Source organism: Aeromicrobium erythreum (genome assembly GCF_001509405.1).
GTDB lineage: Bacteria > Actinomycetota > Actinomycetes > Propionibacteriales > Nocardioidaceae > Aeromicrobium > Aeromicrobium erythreum.
In genome coordinates this window covers 2390718-2406068 of the sequence record NZ_CP011502.1, presented here as the reverse complement: position 1 = coordinate 2406068, position 15351 = coordinate 2390718, and the positions used below count along the sequence as shown (strand labels likewise).

The 15351-nt window shown below is 73.1% G+C and carries 15 protein-coding genes; 10 read left to right on the top strand and 5 right to left on the bottom strand.

Going from position 1 to position 15351, the window contains the following annotated elements:
- The first annotated feature begins 79 nt into the window (after nucleotides 1–79).
- The 5 genes from leuC to Aeryth_RS11350 all read left to right on the top strand — a co-directional run bounded on the left by leuC (nucleotide 80) and on the right by Aeryth_RS11350 (nucleotide 4588).
- On the top strand, nucleotides 80–1504 hold the full coding sequence (leuC, locus tag Aeryth_RS11370; RefSeq protein ID WP_067861683.1) for a 3-isopropylmalate dehydratase large subunit: 1425 nt from the start codon (nucleotides 80–82) through the stop codon (nucleotides 1502–1504).
- A gap of 2 nt (nucleotides 1505–1506) precedes the next feature.
- Entirely contained in the window at nucleotides 1507–2106 is a 600-nt protein-coding gene (gene leuD / locus Aeryth_RS11365) for a 3-isopropylmalate dehydratase small subunit (RefSeq protein WP_067858648.1), read from the top strand.
- Nucleotides 2107–2233: 127 nt separating this feature from the next.
- Nucleotides 2234–2761, top strand: a complete 528-nt coding sequence (locus tag Aeryth_RS11360) for a hypothetical protein (protein WP_202967661.1) — start codon at nucleotides 2234–2236, stop codon at nucleotides 2759–2761.
- Nucleotides 2762–2771: 10 nt separating this feature from the next.
- The gene (locus Aeryth_RS11355; RefSeq protein ID WP_083516407.1) at nucleotides 2772–3587 is read left to right on the top strand and encodes a lysophospholipid acyltransferase family protein; all 816 of its coding nucleotides are present in this window, start codon (nucleotides 2772–2774) and stop codon (nucleotides 3585–3587) included.
- Nucleotides 3587–4588, top strand: coding sequence for an NAD(P)H-dependent glycerol-3-phosphate dehydrogenase (locus Aeryth_RS11350; RefSeq protein ID WP_067858645.1), 1002 nt, complete (start codon nucleotides 3587–3589; stop codon nucleotides 4586–4588). Before Aeryth_RS11355 ends, Aeryth_RS11350 begins: the two co-directional genes overlap by 1 nt.
- Before the next feature lie 24 nt (nucleotides 4589–4612).
- Here the strand turns inward: Aeryth_RS11350 and Aeryth_RS11345 are convergent, their stop codons facing one another.
- Complete coding sequence (locus Aeryth_RS11345) at nucleotides 4613–5677, bottom strand: trans-sulfuration enzyme family protein (RefSeq protein ID WP_067858642.1); 1065 nt, start codon at nucleotides 5675–5677, stop codon at nucleotides 4613–4615.
- A 116-nt stretch (nucleotides 5678–5793) separates the two neighbouring features.
- Between Aeryth_RS11345 and Aeryth_RS11340 the strand changes: the two genes are divergently transcribed.
- Nucleotides 5794–6867, top strand: coding sequence for a D-alanine--D-alanine ligase family protein (locus Aeryth_RS11340; RefSeq protein WP_067858639.1), 1074 nt, complete (start codon nucleotides 5794–5796; stop codon nucleotides 6865–6867).
- Between the two features lie 574 nt (nucleotides 6868–7441).
- Here Aeryth_RS11340 and Aeryth_RS11335 read toward each other — a convergent pair.
- Together Aeryth_RS11335 and Aeryth_RS11330 are read right to left on the bottom strand one after the other, a co-directional pair.
- Nucleotides 7442–7918: a DUF3515 domain-containing protein gene (locus tag Aeryth_RS11335; protein ID WP_083516406.1), complete on the bottom strand. Its 477-nt coding sequence runs from the start codon at nucleotides 7916–7918 to the stop codon at nucleotides 7442–7444.
- Nucleotides 7897–8133, bottom strand: coding sequence for an Lrp/AsnC family transcriptional regulator (locus tag Aeryth_RS11330; protein WP_067861677.1), 237 nt, complete (start codon nucleotides 8131–8133; stop codon nucleotides 7897–7899). Before Aeryth_RS11330 ends, Aeryth_RS11335 begins: the two co-directional genes overlap by 22 nt.
- An 80-nt stretch (nucleotides 8134–8213) precedes the next feature.
- Here Aeryth_RS11330 and Aeryth_RS11325 point away from each other — a divergent pair, with 80 nt between their 5' ends.
- On the top strand, nucleotides 8214–9191 hold the full coding sequence (locus Aeryth_RS11325; RefSeq protein WP_067858636.1) for a thiamine-phosphate kinase: 978 nt from the start codon (nucleotides 8214–8216) through the stop codon (nucleotides 9189–9191).
- Nucleotides 9192–9228: 37 nt separating this feature from the next.
- Here Aeryth_RS11325 and Aeryth_RS11320 read toward each other — a convergent pair whose 3' ends face one another.
- Complete coding sequence (locus Aeryth_RS11320) at nucleotides 9229–10683, bottom strand: amidase (RefSeq protein WP_236749728.1); 1455 nt, start codon at nucleotides 10681–10683, stop codon at nucleotides 9229–9231.
- A complete protein-coding gene (rpmB, locus tag Aeryth_RS11315; protein WP_055965440.1) occupies nucleotides 10653–10838 on the bottom strand; it encodes a 50S ribosomal protein L28 in 186 nt (61 codons plus the stop codon). The genes Aeryth_RS11320 and rpmB overlap by 31 nt, the downstream gene beginning before the upstream one ends.
- A gap of 168 nt (nucleotides 10839–11006) precedes the next feature.
- Between rpmB and Aeryth_RS11310 the strand changes: the two genes are divergently transcribed.
- Genes Aeryth_RS11310 through rsmD form a run of 3 tightly spaced genes read left to right on the top strand, consistent with a single transcriptional unit; the run spans nucleotide 11007 to nucleotide 15347 of the window.
- Nucleotides 11007–12602: a DAK2 domain-containing protein gene (locus Aeryth_RS11310; protein ID WP_067858633.1), complete on the top strand. Its 1596-nt coding sequence runs from the start codon at nucleotides 11007–11009 to the stop codon at nucleotides 12600–12602.
- Between the two features lie 10 nt (nucleotides 12603–12612).
- Nucleotides 12613–14796, top strand: a complete 2184-nt coding sequence (gene recG / locus Aeryth_RS11305) for an ATP-dependent DNA helicase RecG (RefSeq protein ID WP_193786266.1) — start codon at nucleotides 12613–12615, stop codon at nucleotides 14794–14796.
- Nucleotides 14793–15347 carry a 16S rRNA (guanine(966)-N(2))-methyltransferase RsmD gene (rsmD, locus tag Aeryth_RS11300; protein ID WP_067858631.1) on the top strand — a complete coding sequence of 185 codons (555 nt, stop codon included), beginning with the start codon at nucleotides 14793–14795 and terminating at the stop codon, nucleotides 15345–15347. Before recG ends, rsmD begins: the two co-directional genes overlap by 4 nt.
- Nucleotides 15348–15351 lie beyond the last annotated feature (4 nt).

Here is a 15351-nt window from a genome sequence, read left to right as displayed (position 1 = left end):
GCAAGTGTTATGCTCTCCACGCGCCGCAGGACGGGCGCACCACGGACCTGGAGACCACGTCAGAGGAGAGATGATCGCGATGGGCAGGACGCTCGCGGAGAAGATCTGGGACGACCACGTCGTCCGCACGGCAGACGGTGAGCCCGACCTCCTCTACATCGACCTCCACCTCATCCACGAGGTCACGAGCCCCCAGGCCTTCGACGGTCTGCGCCTCTCCGGCCGCCCCGTACGTCGTCCCGACCTGACGCTCGCGACCGAGGACCACAACATCCCGACGACGGACCTCGACAAGCCGATCGCCGACCCGGTCTCGCGCACGCAGGTCGAGACGCTGCGTCGCAACGCCGAGGAGTTCGGCGTGCGGCTGCACCCGATGGGCGACATCGACCAGGGCATCGTCCACGTCGTCGGCCCGCAGCTGGGTCTCACCCAGCCGGGCATGACGATCGTCTGCGGCGACTCGCACACGTCGACGCACGGTGCGTTCGGCTCGATCGCCTTCGGCATCGGCACCAGCGAGGTCGAGCACGTGCTGGCCACGCAGTCGCTGTCGCAGGCCAAGCCGAAGATGATGGCGGTGGAGGTCGAGGGCACGCTGCCCGAGGGCTCGACCGCCAAGGACCTGATCCTGGCGCTCATCACGCAGGAGACCACGGGCGGCGGTCAGGGCTACATCGTCGAGTACCGCGGCGAGGCCATCCGCGCGCTCTCCATGGAGGAGCGCATGACGATCTGCAACATGAGCATCGAGTGGGGTGCCAAGGCCGGTCTGATCGCCCCCGACGAGACGACCTTCGCGTACATCCAGGGCCGTCCGCACGCCCCGCAGGGCGAGGCGTGGGACGAGGCCGTGGCCTACTGGCGCGACCTGGTCACCGACGACGACGCCCACTTCGACAAGGTGGTGCGCCTCGACGCCTCGCAGGTCACCCCGTTCGTCACGTGGGGCACGAACCCGGGCCAGGGCGCACCGCTGTCGGCGACCGTTCCCGACCCCGAGAGCTTCGAGGACCCGATCGAGCGTGAGGCCGCCGCCAACGCGCTCGCCTACATGGGGCTCGAGGCCGGGACGCCGCTGCGCGACATCGCCGTCGACACCGTGTTCGTCGGCTCGTGCACCAACGGTCGCATCTCCGACCTGCGTCGAGCGGCCGAGCTGATCAAGGGCCACAAGGTCGCCGACGGCACCCGCATGCTCGTGGTGCCCGGGTCCGTCCGGGTCCGCCTGCAGGCGCAGGAGGAGGGCCTCGACCAGGTGTTCACCGAGGCCGGTGCCGAGTGGCGGGGCGCAGGCTGCTCCATGTGCCTCGGCATGAACCCCGACCAGCTCACGCCGGGCGAGCGCAGTGCCTCGACGTCGAACCGCAACTTCGAGGGCCGCCAGGGCAAGGGCGGCCGGACGCACCTCGTCTCGCCCGACGTCGCGGTCGCCACGGCCGTCCTCGGCCACCTGGCCAGCCCCGCCGACCTCGAGCCCGTCCGCGCGACCGCAGGAGTCTGACCATGGAGAAGTTCACCTCGCACACCGGCGTCGGCGCGCCCCTGCGTCGCAGCAACGTCGACACCGACCAGATCATCCCCGCCGTCTACCTGAAGCGGGTCACCCGCACGGGCTTCGAGGACGGGCTGTTCGCGGCCTGGCGCAACGACCCCGACTTCGTGCTCAACCGCGAGCCCTACCAGCACGCGACCGTCCTGGTCGCCGGCCCCGACTTCGGTACCGGCTCGTCGCGCGAGCACGCCGTGTGGGCGCTGCAGAACTACGGCTTCAAGGCCGTCATCAGCTCGCGGTTCGGCGACATCTTCCGCGGCAACTCCGGCAAGGCCGGTCTGCTGGCCGCGCAGGTCGACGAGAAGGTCGTGCAGCGCCTCTGGGACCTCCTGGAGGAGGAGCCCGGCGCCCAGGTCACCGTCGACCTCGAGTCGCGCACGGTGCGGGCGGGCGAGGGTCCCGACGCGATCGTCGACTCGTTCACGATCGACGACTACACCCGCTGGCGCCTGCTCGAAGGTCTCGACGACATCGCCATCACGCTCTCGCACGACGACGACATCGCGGCGTACGAGCAGCGTCGACCGGCCTTCAAGCCGGCCACGCTCTGACCCACGCCCGGACGTCCGTCCGGCGCGCTGCCAAGAGGCTCCAGTCGCTCTTGACCGCACCCGCGGTGCCGGTGCGAGAGTGAGGCCGGAGCGGGTCCACAGGGCCCCGGAGGGGCAGGAGGCAGCGATGGTCGTCGTCGTGGAGGTCGCGTCGACCGTGCCGCTGCCACGCGAGCTGGTGTGGGAGCGAGTGGCATCGGTGGCGGGCATCCAGCACGAGATGCTCCCGTGGCTGCTCATGTCGATGCCGCGCGGCACGGAGCAGCTCGACGTCGACACCCTCCCCGTCGGGCAGCCGCTCGGCAAGGCCTGGCTCCGGCTCCTCGGCGTGCTGCCGGTGGAGTATGACGACCTCACCGTGGTCGAGGTCGAGCCCGGCCGGCGGTTCCGCGAGGTCTCGCGGATGCTGTCCGCGCGTCGGTGGGAGCACGAACGCACGTTGTCGTCGGTCGACGGGGGTGGCACGCAGGTGCACGACAGGCTCACGATCGAGCCCCGTCTGCGCCATGGCGCCGGTGCCACCCGCGCCGTCGGTGACGGCGATCTTCCGGCACCGCCACCGACGGCTGGCCCGGTGGTGCGCGGAGCACGCGGTGGGCCCCTGAGGGCTCGACACGTGCCGCCCGTCACGTCGCGCGGCGACCGCACGTCATAGGGTCGGGCCCATGGATCGTCCCCGGGCACAGCTGCCGCGAGCGACCCGGTGGATCGTGCGGATCCTGCGCCCGTTCCTCATGGTCGTCACCCGGCGCGACTGGCGGGGTGTCGAGAAGCTGCCGCGCGACGGCGGCTACGTGATCGCCCCGAACCACATCTCGCACCTCGACCCCATCCTCATCAGCCACTTCATGGTGGACCAGGGGGTGGCGCCGCGCTTCCTTGCGAAGGACACGCTGTTCTCCGTCAAGGGCCTCGGGCCGCTGCTCGCCGGCGCGGAGCAGATCCCCGTGCACCGCAGCACCGAGGGTGCAGCGGAGTCGCTACGCTCGGCCGTCGCCGCGGTCGAGGAAGGCAAGGTGATCTCGATCTACCCCGAGGGCACCATCACCCGCGACCCCGACCTGTGGCCGATGAGCGGGCGCACCGGGGCGGTCCGGGTCGCCCTCGCCACCGGACGTCCGCTCGTGCCGCTCGCGCAATGGGGCGCGCAGCGCATCCTCTGGCCGTACACGAAGCTCCCGCGGTTCCTGCCGCGCAAGACGATCCACGTCGTGGTGGGCGACCCGGTCGACCTCTCCGACCTCGTCGGCCTGCCGATCACCGAGGACGTCCTGCGCACCGCCACCGAGCGGCTCATGGACACGCTGACCGCGATGGTCGGCGAGATCCGCGGTGAGCTGCCGACCGGCCCCCGGATCGACGTGCACACGCTCGCCGCCCCCCGGACCGCGTACCGTGCACCGACCGACGCGACCGACGACGTCGCCCCTCCAGCCGACCCCGCCCCGTCCGGCGCGGACGACACCCCGAAGGAGCCGTGATGGCCAGGACCGCCGTGATGGGAGCAGGATCGTGGGGCACCGCGTTCGCGCTGGTGCTGGCCGACGCTGGCAACGACGTACGGCTGTGGGGCCGGCGCGCCGAGCTCTGCGACGCGATCAACGCGACGCACGAGAACGCCGACTACCTGCCCGGCATCGCGCTGCCGGAGACCGTCCGCGCCACCCACGACCCGCGTGAGGCGCTCGCCGGCGCGGAGGTCGTGGTGCTCGCCGTGCCGTCGCAGCAGCTGCGCGCCAACCTCGGCGACTGGGGCGACGGGATCGAGGACTCCGCGGTCATGGTCAGCCTCATGAAGGGCGTCGAGCTCGGCACGCACCTGCGCATGAGCGAGGTGGTCGCCGAGCTCACGGGTGCCGGTCCCGAGCGCATCGCCGTGGTCACCGGCCCGAACCTCGCGAAGGAGATCGCTCGGCGCGAGCCGGCGGCCAGCGTGGTGGCGTGCGCCGACCAGGCCGTCGCCGAGCGGCTCCAGAAGCTGTGCCACACGGCGGCGTTCCGCCCGTACACGAACACCGACGTCATCGGCTGCGAGCTCGGCGGCACCACCAAGAACGTGATCGGCCTGGCCGTCGGCGTGTGCATCGGTCTCGGCTTTGGCGACAACACGAAGGCGTCGGTGATCACGCGCGGTCTCGCCGAGACCGCACGGCTCGGGGTCGCGATCGGCGCCGACCCGCTGACCTTCTCGGGGCTCGCCGGCATGGGCGACCTGGTGGCCACCTGCTCGTCACCGTTGTCGCGCAACCGCACCTTCGGCGAGAAGCTCGGTCAGGGCCTGAGCGTCGAGGAGGTGACGGCGCAGACCCGGCAGGTCGCCGAGGGCGTCAAGTCGTGCCGCTCCGTCGCGGAGCTCGCCGCCGCCCACGACGTGGACATGCCGATCGTCACCCACGTCGCCGCGCTCATCGCGGGCGAGATGGACCCCGAGGCGCTCGTGAAGGCGCTCATCTCGCGCGAGGCCAAGCCAGAGGTCCGCTGACCCTCGCGTCGCCCTGCGCGGGGCTCAGATCGCCGCGAGGGACCGCTCGACGTCGTACCAGATGTCCTCGACGTCCTCGATGCCCACCGAGAGACGCACCAGCGCCTCGGGCACCACGTCGGGCTCCGCCGCGTGCCGGCGACGTCGCTCCCAGGTGGACTCCACGCCGCCGAGGCTCGTGGCGTGGGTGATGACGTCGGACTGCTCGGTGACCTTCTGCGCCATCTCCGGCCCGCCCTGCACCTCGAAGGACAGGATCGTGCCCCAGCCGGGGTAGCGGATGCCGGAGACCACCGACGACGACTGCAGACGTCGGGCGATCTCGCGCGCGTTGGCCTCCGCGCGGTCGAGGCGCACGTGCAGCGTGCGGATGCCGCGGGTGGCGAGCCAGCACTCCATCGCGCCGGGGATGGCGCCGAGGTTGGCGCGGCGGGCCTCGATGGCACGGTGCGCCCGCGGGTTGCCGGTGACCACGGCGCCGAGGATCACGTCGCTGTGCCCGGAGATGAGCTTGGAGGCCGAGTGCACGACGAAGTCGGCGCCCAGCTCGAGCGGCTTCTGCCGCAGCGGCGTCGCGAACGTGTTGTCGACGGCGACGGCCGTGCCGGCGCGCGCGGCCTCGGCGGCGATGTGCTCGACGTCGGCGACCTCCAGCAGCGGGTTGGTGGGCGACTCGAGCCAGACGAGCGCGGCGTCGTCGGCGGCGTCGACCACGGCCTGGGTGTCGGTGACGTCGACGAGCCGCAGGTCGATGAGTCCGCGTCGGGCGCGCTCGCGCAGCTGCACCAGCGTGCCGGAGTAGGCGCCGGCGGGGGCGACCACGGCCGCGCGGGCGGGCACGAGGTCGAACACGGCCGCGCAGGCCGCCTGACCCGACGCGAACGCGAGGGCGCGACCGCCCTCCAGGGCTCCCAGCACCTCCTCGAACGCGGTCCACGCCGGGTTGCCGTGACGTCCGTACTCGGACTCGCCGCCGGGGACGAGGGCGCTGGCCAGCGTGATCGGCGCGTTCAGCGGGGCCCCCGGGGTGCGAGCAGGACGCCCGGCTCCGACGGCGATGGTCGACGACGAGAGCTCGGGTCCGTGCATGACCTCCATTGTGCAGGCCGCCGCCGACACAGCCCAGGGGCCGAGGGCCTCTTCCGCCGTGACATGTTCCATAGGCTCCCGCGGCACGTCGCCGACGCGGGCTAGGCTGACGGGCGATGAACGAGACCTCCAGCACCGTGCCCGCCCGTCCCCGGGTCGTCGTCCTGTTCGGCGGGCGTTCCAGTGAGCACGGGGTCTCCTGCCTCACCGCACGCAACGTCGTCGCGGTCGTGGACCGCGAGCGCTACGACGTCCTCACCGTGGGCATCACGCCCGACGGTCGCTGGGTGCGCGACGACCTCTCCGCCCCGGTGCCGGCGAGCGGACTGCCCGAGGTGGCCGTCGACGGCGAGCCGTTCGCGTGGGAGGAGCTGCGCGACGTCGACGTCGTGCTGCCGCTGCTGCACGGGCCGTGGGGCGAGGACGGCACGGTGCAGGGTCTGCTCGAGGTCGCGGGCGTCCGCTACGTGGGGGCCGGGGTGCTGGCCAGCGCGGTCGGCATGGACAAGCCGTTCACCAAGACGGTGTTCGCGGCCGCCGGCCTGCCGCAGATCCCGTACGTGACGATCCTGCCCGCCCAGTGGGACACCGAGCGCGACAAGGTGCTCGCCCGCGTCGGCGCACTCGGACTGCCCGTGTTCGTCAAGCCGGCCCGGGCCGGGTCGAGCTCGGGCGTCACCAAGGTCGACGACGCCGGGTTCCTCGTCGAGGCGGTCGAGGCCGCCCGCAAGCACGACCCCAAGGTGATCGTCGAGGCCGCCGCGGTCAACAAGCGCGAGCTCGAGGTCGGCGTCATCCAGCAGCCCGACGGCACGCCCCTCGCGAGCGTCGTCGGCGAGGTCCGCAACGACGACACCACGCACGACTTCTACGACTTCGAGGCCAAGTACCTCGACGGCACGAGCGCCAACCTGGTGCCCGCCGACATCTCCGACGTCTTCGCCGCCCGCATCCGCGACTACGCCGTGAAGGCCTTCACGGCCATCGGCGGCGAGGGCCTGGCCCGCGTCGACTTCTTCGCCACCGACTCCGCCCCCGACGGCCTCGTCATCAACGAGATCAACACGATGCCCGGCTTCACGTCGACGTCGATGTTCCCCGTCCTCTGGGAGGCCACCGGCATCGGCTACGCCGAGCTCGTCGACCGCCTCCTCCAGCTCGCCCTCCACCGCTCGCCCGGGCTGCGCTGACGGGGGCTCGTTCTCGTCCTTGACCTGCGGGTGCGCCGGCGCGGGGGTCGTGACCTTGCTGGTGCGCTGCCTGCGGGGGTCTGGTCGCGCTGGTGCGCTGCCTCGGCTGGCGCTGGCTGTGGTCTCCGAAAGGGCCTCGACCGGGCGGCTGGGCGGGGCGGTGGTCTGGGGTCTCGGGCTGCGGGTTGGGCTCGGGGTGGACGCAAGATTCTGCGTTCGTGCGTGGAACTCCAAGGCTTCTGCGTTCCCTACGGCATCCCGTCACCAACGCAGAATCGTTCGACCTTCAGCGCACGAAGGAAGAATCCTGCCCACCCATGCCCCGCTCAGCGGTAGGCCTGCCACCTGTCGAGCGCTGAGAAGGGTGGCAGATCCACCGCCAACGGCGATTCGGTGGCACAGCTACCGCTCAGCGGGCGGGAACGCAGAATCTTGCGCCCGATGCGGCCCACAGCCCGAGAGCCCAGACCAGCGCGGTCGCCACCCGCCCGGTCGAGGCGCTTTCGGAGCGCAGGTCGACTCGAAGCCGCACCGACGCAGCCGCAGGACGACTCGAAGCCGAGCCGCTACGACGTCAGCCCTGGCAGCGCCGCTCGGCGGGGACGTGCTTCTCGATGCTGGCGGCGAGGTCGATGAGGACGTCGGAGGCGGGGTCGTGCACGGCGGGGACGTCGACCTCGACGTTGACGCGACGGTAGACGGTGGTGAAGCGGTAGCCGTCGGCGGTCGTCTCGGCGAACCAATCCACGTCGCGGAAAGGTGCGCATTGAGATGTGGGACCGAAGGCGTCGGGCGTGGCGACGCCGCAGCGCAGCACGACGGGCGGGTCGCCCCAGGCGGCGGCGGGCACGTCCTGGTCCAGGCCCCGCTTGTCGAGGCCGCCGACCGACGCGGGGAGGTCGGCGAGGAGTGCCTGGCAGTCGACGTCGGTGCCCGGCTCGGTCGGGTAGGCGTCGACGAGCACACCGCTCCCGCAGGCGCTGAGCGGGACCACGACGAGGGCGGCGGCCAGCAGGCCGGCGCGACGGGTCAGATCTTGACGACGGGGCACGTCAGCGTGCGGGTGATGCCGGCGACCTTCTGCACGCTCTGGACGACGAGCGTGCCGAGCTGGTCCATCGACGGACCTTCCGCACGGACGATCACGTCGTACGGGCCGGTGACGTCCTCGGACACGGTGACGCCGGGGATCGCAGCGATCTCCTGCGCGACCTGGGCGGCCTTGCCGACCTCGGTCTGGACGAGGATGTAGGCGTGGACCGTCATGAGGACCTCCTGCTCGGGAACCTCGACACCATAGCCGACCACGCCGGTGTCCCGGCGTCCGGCTGGTCCACAATGGACGGGTGCCAGCGCAGCAGCAGGGCCCGGGGCCCGGGACGGTGTCCGACGTCGGCGAGTTCGGCCTGATCGACCGGGTCACGGAGGCCGGTGGCACGTCCGACCGGGTGCTCATCGGGCCCGGCGACGACGCCGCCCACGTCCGCACCGCCGACGGCACGTTCGTCGTCTCCACCGACCTGCTCGTGGAGGGTCGGCACTTCCGACGCGACTGGTCGACGGCCCTGGAGATCGGGCGGAAGGCCGCCGCGGCGAACCTGTCCGACGTGAACGCGATGGGCGGCGTGGCCACCGCGCTCACCGTCGGGCTCGGCGTCCCCGCCGACACGCCGTCGGCATGGGTCGTGGAGCTCGCGAAGGGCTTCGAGCAGGAGGCGGCCGTGGTCGGCGCGCACGTCGTCGGCGGCGACATGACGGCCAGCGACGTGGTCGTCGTGGCCGTGACGGTCATGGGCGACGCGCCGCGTCCGGTCCGACGCTCCGGCGCGCTGCCCGGCGACGTGGTGGCGGTGGCCGGACGCCTCGGCTGGTCCGCGGCCGGTCTCGCGACCCTGGGCCGCGGCTTCCGCTCCCCGAAGGCGGTGGTCGACGCGCACCGCGTGCCGACGCCCCCGTACTGGGCCGGCCGAGCAGCGGCCGACGCGGGCGCGACGGCCATGATCGACGTGAGCGACGGCCTGCTGGCCGACCTCGGCCACGTGGCACGCGCCAGCGGCGTCGTCGTCGACCTCCGCACGTCGGCGCTGACGATCGACGCCCCGCTCCTGACCGTCGGTGAGGCGCTCGGCCTCGACCCGCTCTCGCTCGTCCTGACCGGTGGCGAGGACTACGCGCTTGCCGCGACGTTCAGCGCGCCCACGGTGCTGCCCGACGGCTGGACGGTCGTCGGCGAGGTGCGCGACGTGCCCGAGGGCGCCAGGCCGGCAGTGCTGGTCGACGGCGCGACGTGGGAGGGCGAGCCGGGCTGGCGTCACTGGCGCTGACCCGCGCCCCGACGCGCCGTGCCGCCTCACCGCTCGGCTACGAAAGCGGTGCGACGCCGTCCTGGATGCGCGGGAACGGCCGCGCGGCCTCCAGCTCGTACGACAGCTCCAGCAGCAGACGCTCCTGGCCGTGCAGGGCCTGCAGCTGCACGCCGATCGGCAGTCCGTCGCCGGTGCGGCCGAGCGGCAGCGACACGGCGGGCGTCCCGGTGGCGTTGTTCAACGGCGTGAACGCGGCGTAGCGGACGAGACGGTCGAACATCTCCGGGAACGGCTGGTTCGGCGAGAGGTGACCGAGACGCGGCGTCGTGTGCGCGACGGTGGGGGAGAGGGCAGCGTCGAGCCGGTGCTCGGCGAAGTGCGCGCGCACCACGTGCTCGGAGCGCCTGAGCGCACGGATGGTGCGGGGCAGCCGCCAGAACGACCGCGCGAACCGCGCGGCGAGGAACCGGGTGAGCGGGTCGGTCGCGGTCTTGTCGAACTGCGGGTGCATCACGCGCCGACCGAAGTGCTGGGTCGAGAACGCGAGCATGGCCCAGTAGTGCGTGAACGCGTCGACGAACGTGTCGTCGGCGGGCAGTGGCACCTCGACGACGTCGTGCCCGAGCGACGTCAGCAGCTCGGCGGTGGCGAGCACGGCGGCGCGCGTGTCGGCGTCGGTGGGGGTGTCGGTGAGCGAGTCGAGGACGAGCCCGACGCGCAGCCGCCGCGCCGACGGCCCCTCCACGAGACCCACCGGCGGCAGACCGGGGGCCGTGCGGTGCGCCTCGGCCGCGGCCAGGAAGTGGGCGGTGTCGCGGACGGTCCGGGTGAGGACGCCGTTGCAGACGACGTCGACCGGCAGCTGCGCCGCGTGCACGTCGGGCGCGAGCCGACCTCGCGTGGGCTTCAGTCCGACGAGCCCGCAGGCCGCGGCGGGGATGCGGATCGACCCGCCGCCGTCGTTGGCGTGCGCGATCGGCACGACGCCCGACGCCACGAGCGCGGCGGCACCGCCCGACGACGCACCGCTGGAGAACGCGGTGTCCCAGGGGTTCCGCGTGGGGTCCCACTCGTCGAACTCGGTGCTGGCGCTCCAGCCGAACTCCGGCAACGACGACTTGCCCAGCGGCACGAGCCCGGCCGCGCGCAGCTGGGTCGTGAACGGCGCGTCGGCCGCGGCGGGGACGTCGGGCATGGCCCGCGATCCCTGACGGGTCGCCAGGCCCGCGACGTCGGTGTTGTCCTTGACGTACGTGGGAACCCCGGCGAGGCGGCCGGTGAGCGGACCTGCGGCCAGCCTCAGCGCACGCTCGACGTCGTCGACGACGATCGCGTCGAGGTGCGGCTCCACGCACGCAGCGCGGTCGACGGCTGCCTGAGCAGCGTCGACCGCGCTGATGTCGCCGCGACGGATCGCGGCTGCCAGGGCGACGGCGTCGAGCTCACCGAGCGCGTCGTCGCCGAAGGCGTGGACCTGCCTCAGCGGCTGACCTTGCCGGCCTTGAGGCACGACGTGCAGACGTTGAGGCGCTTGGGCGTGCCGTCGACGACGGCGCGCACGCGCTGGATGTTGGGGTCGAAACGACGCTTCGTGCGTCGGTGCGAGTGGGACACGTTGTGGCCGAAGCCGGGTCCCTTGGTGCACACGTCACAGACCGCTGCCACAGCGACCACTCCTGCAAGCTCGAGAACGGGGTTCGTCGGACGACGAACGTACGAAAGGTGTGCCCGGTGAACGGGCAACCACGTAAGGATAGCCGATGCCCCGGCGGCGGGGCCAATCGCCCTCGCGGTGCCCGGCGCCACGTCGGTGGCCCACGCTAACCTGCCCCCATGGTCCTGCGCCTGCGAGCCGACGCCTTCCGCGCGTGGACGCAGCTCTGCGTGCAGGCGCTGTCCACGGCACGGGCTGAGATCGACGCCCTCAACGTGTTCCCCGTGCCCGACGGCGACACCGGCACGAACGCCTACCTGACCTTCGTCGCGGGTGCCGACGCCGTCGCGGCGCTGCCCGACGACGTCGTGCTGCCCGACCTGGTGAAGGCGCACACCGACGGCCTGCTCATGGGCGCCAAGGGCAACAGCGGCGTGATCCTGTCCCAGCTCGTCCGGGCGGTCTTCGGCGACCTCGACCTCGGCGCCGAGGTCCGCGCCGACGACGTCGCGCACGCGTTCCGCGCCGCCTCCGACGCCGCGCATGCCGCCGTGGGCCGACCCGTGGAGGGCACGATCCTGTCCGTCGCGCGGGCCGCCGCCGACGGAGCGCAGGACGCCGTCGAGTCCGGTGCCGAGGCGCGCGACGTCTTCGCCCTGGCGGCCGCGTCGGCGCGCGTGGCCCTGGAGCGCACCCCCGAGCAGCTCGCGCGGCTCGCAGAGGCCGGCGTCGTCGACGCCGGGGGTCGCGCGCTCGTGGTGGTGCTCGACGCCACGGAGCGCGCGCTCACGGGCCGGGCGCCCACGCCGGCCGCCCAGCACGTGCCCACGCCGCTGGCCGCGTCGGGCGACGACTTCGTCGAGGGCGGTCCGGCGTACGAGGTCATGTACCTCCTCGACGCCGAGGAGAGCGAGATCCCGGCGCTGCGGCACACGCTCGACGCGTTGGGCGACTCGCTGGTGGTCGTCGGCGGCGACCGGCTCTGGAACGTCCACGTCCACGTCGACGACGTCGGTGCCGCCATCGAGGCGGGCCTGCAGGCCGGCCGCCCCTACCGCATCGCGGTCACGCACTTCGCCGACCAGGTCGCGCGGCAGCAGGGTCGGCAGCGGTCGGGCCGGGCCGTGGTCGTCGCGGCCACGGGCGCGGGGCTGGCCGACCTCTGCCGCGAGGCCGGTGCCCACGTGCTCGAGTTCACGCGCGAGCGCCCGGTCGACGTCGCCACGATGCTCGAGACCCTGCGCGGCCTCGACGCCGAGGAGGTCGTGGTGCTGCCGAACAACCAGCGCTACGTCGGCCTGTTCGACGCTGCCGCCAAGCAGGTCAGGGCCGACGGTGTCCGCGTCGCGGTCATCCCCACCCACGCACAGGTGCAGGGGCTCGCGGCGCTGGCCGTCCACGACCCCGGCCGCGACTTCGACGAGGACGTCGTCGCCATGTCGAGCGCGGCGGCGCACACGCAGCACGGCGCCGTCACGGTCGCGGTCGAGCCGGGCATCACCATGGCCGGACCCTGCGAGGCCGGCGACGTGCTCGGCGTCGTGTCGGGCGACTTCGCGGTCGTCGGCTCCGACGTCGCCGAGGTGGCCGACGCGGTGCTCGACCGGCTGCTCTCGCCCACCGCGGAGCTCGTCACCCTCGTCGTCGGCGACGGTGCCGACCACACGGTCGCGCAGACGCTGTCGCGCCGGCTGCGCGAGGAGCGCGTCGACGTCGACGTCGTCGTGTACGAGGGCGGCCAGGAGAACTACCCGCTGTTCGTGGCGGTCGAGTAGGGATGCCATCGTGACCACCAGTCCCGCAGCGACGCCGGGTCCCACGAACCCGCCGGAGCGCCGGCTGCGCTCCGTCGTGGGCGACGCGACGGCCAAGAAGCTCGCGACCCTCGGCCTGGAGACCATCGACGACCTCCTGCGGCACTACCCACGGCGCTACGTGTCGCTGGGGGAGATGACCGACCTCGCGTCGTTGCAGGTCGGGCAGTACGCCACCGTCATGGCGCGCGTCGTCGAGGCGGTCAACAAGCGGTTCGGCCCCGGCGGTCGCAAGACGCGCACCGAGGTGACGCTCACCGACGGCAACGCCCGGCTGACGCTCACCTTCTTCTCCCAGCCGTGGCGCCAGGCCCAGCTGACCCCCGGCACGGTCGGCCTGTTCGCGGGCGAGGTGGGTCAGTTCAACGGCCGGCTCCAGCTGACGCACCCCCTCTACGAGCCGCTCGAGGGCCCCGACGCGCTGGAGGGCCGGATCGCGCGCGGCATCATCCCGATCTACCGGGCGAGCGCGAAGATCCCGTCGCTCGCCATCGAGCGCTCCGTCGAGACGGTGCTGCCCGTCGCCGACGTCGAGGACCCGCTTCCGCAGGACGTCCGCGCCGACCGGGGGCTCCCGTCCGCCGACGTCGCGTTCGAGATGATCCACCGTCCCCGCTCGGACCAGCAGTGGCGCACCGCCCGCGACCGCTTCCGCTTCGAGGAGGCGTTCGTCCTGCAGACGGTGTTCGCGCAGCGCCGGCACGCGGCGCTCGGGCAGACCGCGGTGCCGCGTCGTCGGCGCTCGGGCGGTCTGCGCGACGCCTTCGAGCAGCAGCTGCCGTTCACGCTCACCGACGGGCAGCGTGCGGTGGTCGCGGAGATCGAGGCCGACCTCGCGCGCGAGCACCCCATGCACCGGCTGCTGCAGGGCGAGGTCGGCTCGGGCAAGACCGTCGTCGCGCTGCTGGCGATGCTCCAGGTCGTCGACGACGGCGCGCAGGCCGTGCTGCTGGCGCCCACCGAGGTGCTGGCCGCACAGCACCACCGCGGCATCACGGCCATGCTGGGGGCGCTCGCCGAGGGCGGCATGCTCGGGGGAGCCGCGGAGGGCACCCGGGTCCGGCTCCTGACGGGCTCGATGGGCGCCAAGGCCCGCAAGGAGGCGCTGCTCGACGCCGCCTCGGGCGCGGCGGGCATCGTCGTCGGCACCCACGCGGTGCTGCAGGAGACCGTCCAGCTCGCCGAGCTCGGACTGCTCGTCGTCGACGAGCAGCACCGCTTCGGCGTCGAGCAGCGTGCCGTGCTCGTCGACCGCTACGACACCAAGCCGCACGTGCTGGTCATGACCGCCACGCCGATCCCGCGCACGATCGCCATGACCGTGTTCGGCGACCTCGAGACCTCCACGCTCAGCGAGCTGCCGGGCGGTCGCCAGCCGATCCAGACCACCGTCGTCCCGGCCGCCGAACGCCCCGACTGGCTCGCGCGGGCGTGGGACCGGGTGCGCGAGGAGGTCGCCGACGGTCGTCAGGCGTACGTCGTGGTCTCGCGCATCGGCGATGGCGACAAGGAGGCGGGGGAGAGGGCGGATCCCGAGGGCCCGCCCACACGGTCGCTGGTCGACCTGCACGAGGAGCTCGCGGCCGGGCCGCTCGCGGGGCTGCGGCTCGGGATGCTGCACGGACGCCAGCACCCGGACGAGAAGGATGCCACGATGACGGCCTTCGCGCGGGGCGAGATCGACGTGCTCGTCGCGACGACCGTCGTCGAGGTCGGCGTCGACGTCCCCAACGCCACCGTCATGGTCGTCGTCGACGCCGAGCGGTTCGGCGTGTCCCAGCTGCACCAGCTGCGCGGTCGCGTCGGCCGAGGCGGGCACGCGGGGCTCTGCCTGCTGGTCACCTCCGCCGAGGACGGCTCGCCGTCGCGGGAGCGTCTCGACGCCGTCGCCTCCACGTCCGACGGGTTCGCCCTGTCGCGACTCGACGCCGAGCAGCGCCGCGAGGGCGACGTGCTGGGCGCGGCGCAGTCGGGGGTGCGCAGCAGCCTGCGGCTGCTCTCGGTCGTCAAGGACGAACAGGTCATCGCCGACGCCCGCGAGGCGGCTACCGCGTTCGTCGAGGCCGACCCGGAGCTGACGACCGCGCCCGACCTGCGGGCCGCGGTCGAGCGCCTCGAGCAGTCGCAGCAGGCCGACTACCTGGAGCGCACGTGACCCGCGTGATCGCCGGGCGCTGGGGCGGTCGACGTCTGCGCACGCCACCGGGTGACGGCACCCGCCCGACGTCGGACCGCGTCAGGGAGTCGCTCTTCTCCTCGTTGCAGTCGCTGTTCGGTGGCCTCGACGGGGTCCGCGTGCTCGACGTCTACGCCGGGTCCGGGGCCCTGGCGCTGGAGGCGCTCTCGCGGGGGGCGGCGTCGGCGGACCTCGTCGAGTCCGACCGGCGCGCCGCGCAGGTGGCGCAGCAGAACGCGCGCGAGCTGGGGGCCGAGGCCACCGTGCACCGCACGAGCGCCGCGTCCTTCGCCGCCTCCGCCACCGGCCCCTACGACCTGGTGATGCTCGACCCGCCCTACGCGGTGGCCACCGACGACGTCGCCGCCGTGGTCGCGGCCCTCGCCCCGTCGCTCGCCGACGACGCCGTGGTCGTCGTCGAGCGGTCCACGCGCACGCCGTTCACGTGGCCAGCGGGGTTCGAGGGGTTCCGCGACCGCGCCCACGGCGAGACCACCGTGTGGTTCGGTGCCCGCTCCGACGAGTCCTGATAGC

Coding starts and splice junctions, on each gene's coding strand:
- leuC (WP_067861683.1), top strand. CDS start 80: ATGGGCAGGACGCTCGCGGAGAAGATCTGGGACGACCACGTCGTCCGC.
- leuD (WP_067858648.1), top strand. CDS start 1,507: ATGGAGAAGTTCACCTCGCACACCGGCGTCGGCGCGCCCCTGCGTCGC.
- Aeryth_RS11360 (WP_202967661.1), top strand. CDS start 2,234: ATGGTCGTCGTCGTGGAGGTCGCGTCGACCGTGCCGCTGCCACGCGAG.
- Aeryth_RS11355 (WP_083516407.1), top strand. CDS start 2,772: ATGGATCGTCCCCGGGCACAGCTGCCGCGAGCGACCCGGTGGATCGTG.
- Aeryth_RS11350 (WP_067858645.1), top strand. CDS start 3,587: ATGGCCAGGACCGCCGTGATGGGAGCAGGATCGTGGGGCACCGCGTTC.
- Aeryth_RS11345 (WP_067858642.1), bottom strand. CDS start 5,677: ATGCACGGACCCGAGCTCTCGTCGTCGACCATCGCCGTCGGAGCCGGG.
- Aeryth_RS11340 (WP_067858639.1), top strand. CDS start 5,794: ATGAACGAGACCTCCAGCACCGTGCCCGCCCGTCCCCGGGTCGTCGTC.
- Aeryth_RS11330 (WP_067861677.1), bottom strand. CDS start 8,133: ATGACGGTCCACGCCTACATCCTCGTCCAGACCGAGGTCGGCAAGGCC.
- Aeryth_RS11310 (WP_067858633.1), top strand. CDS start 11,007: ATGGTCCTGCGCCTGCGAGCCGACGCCTTCCGCGCGTGGACGCAGCTC.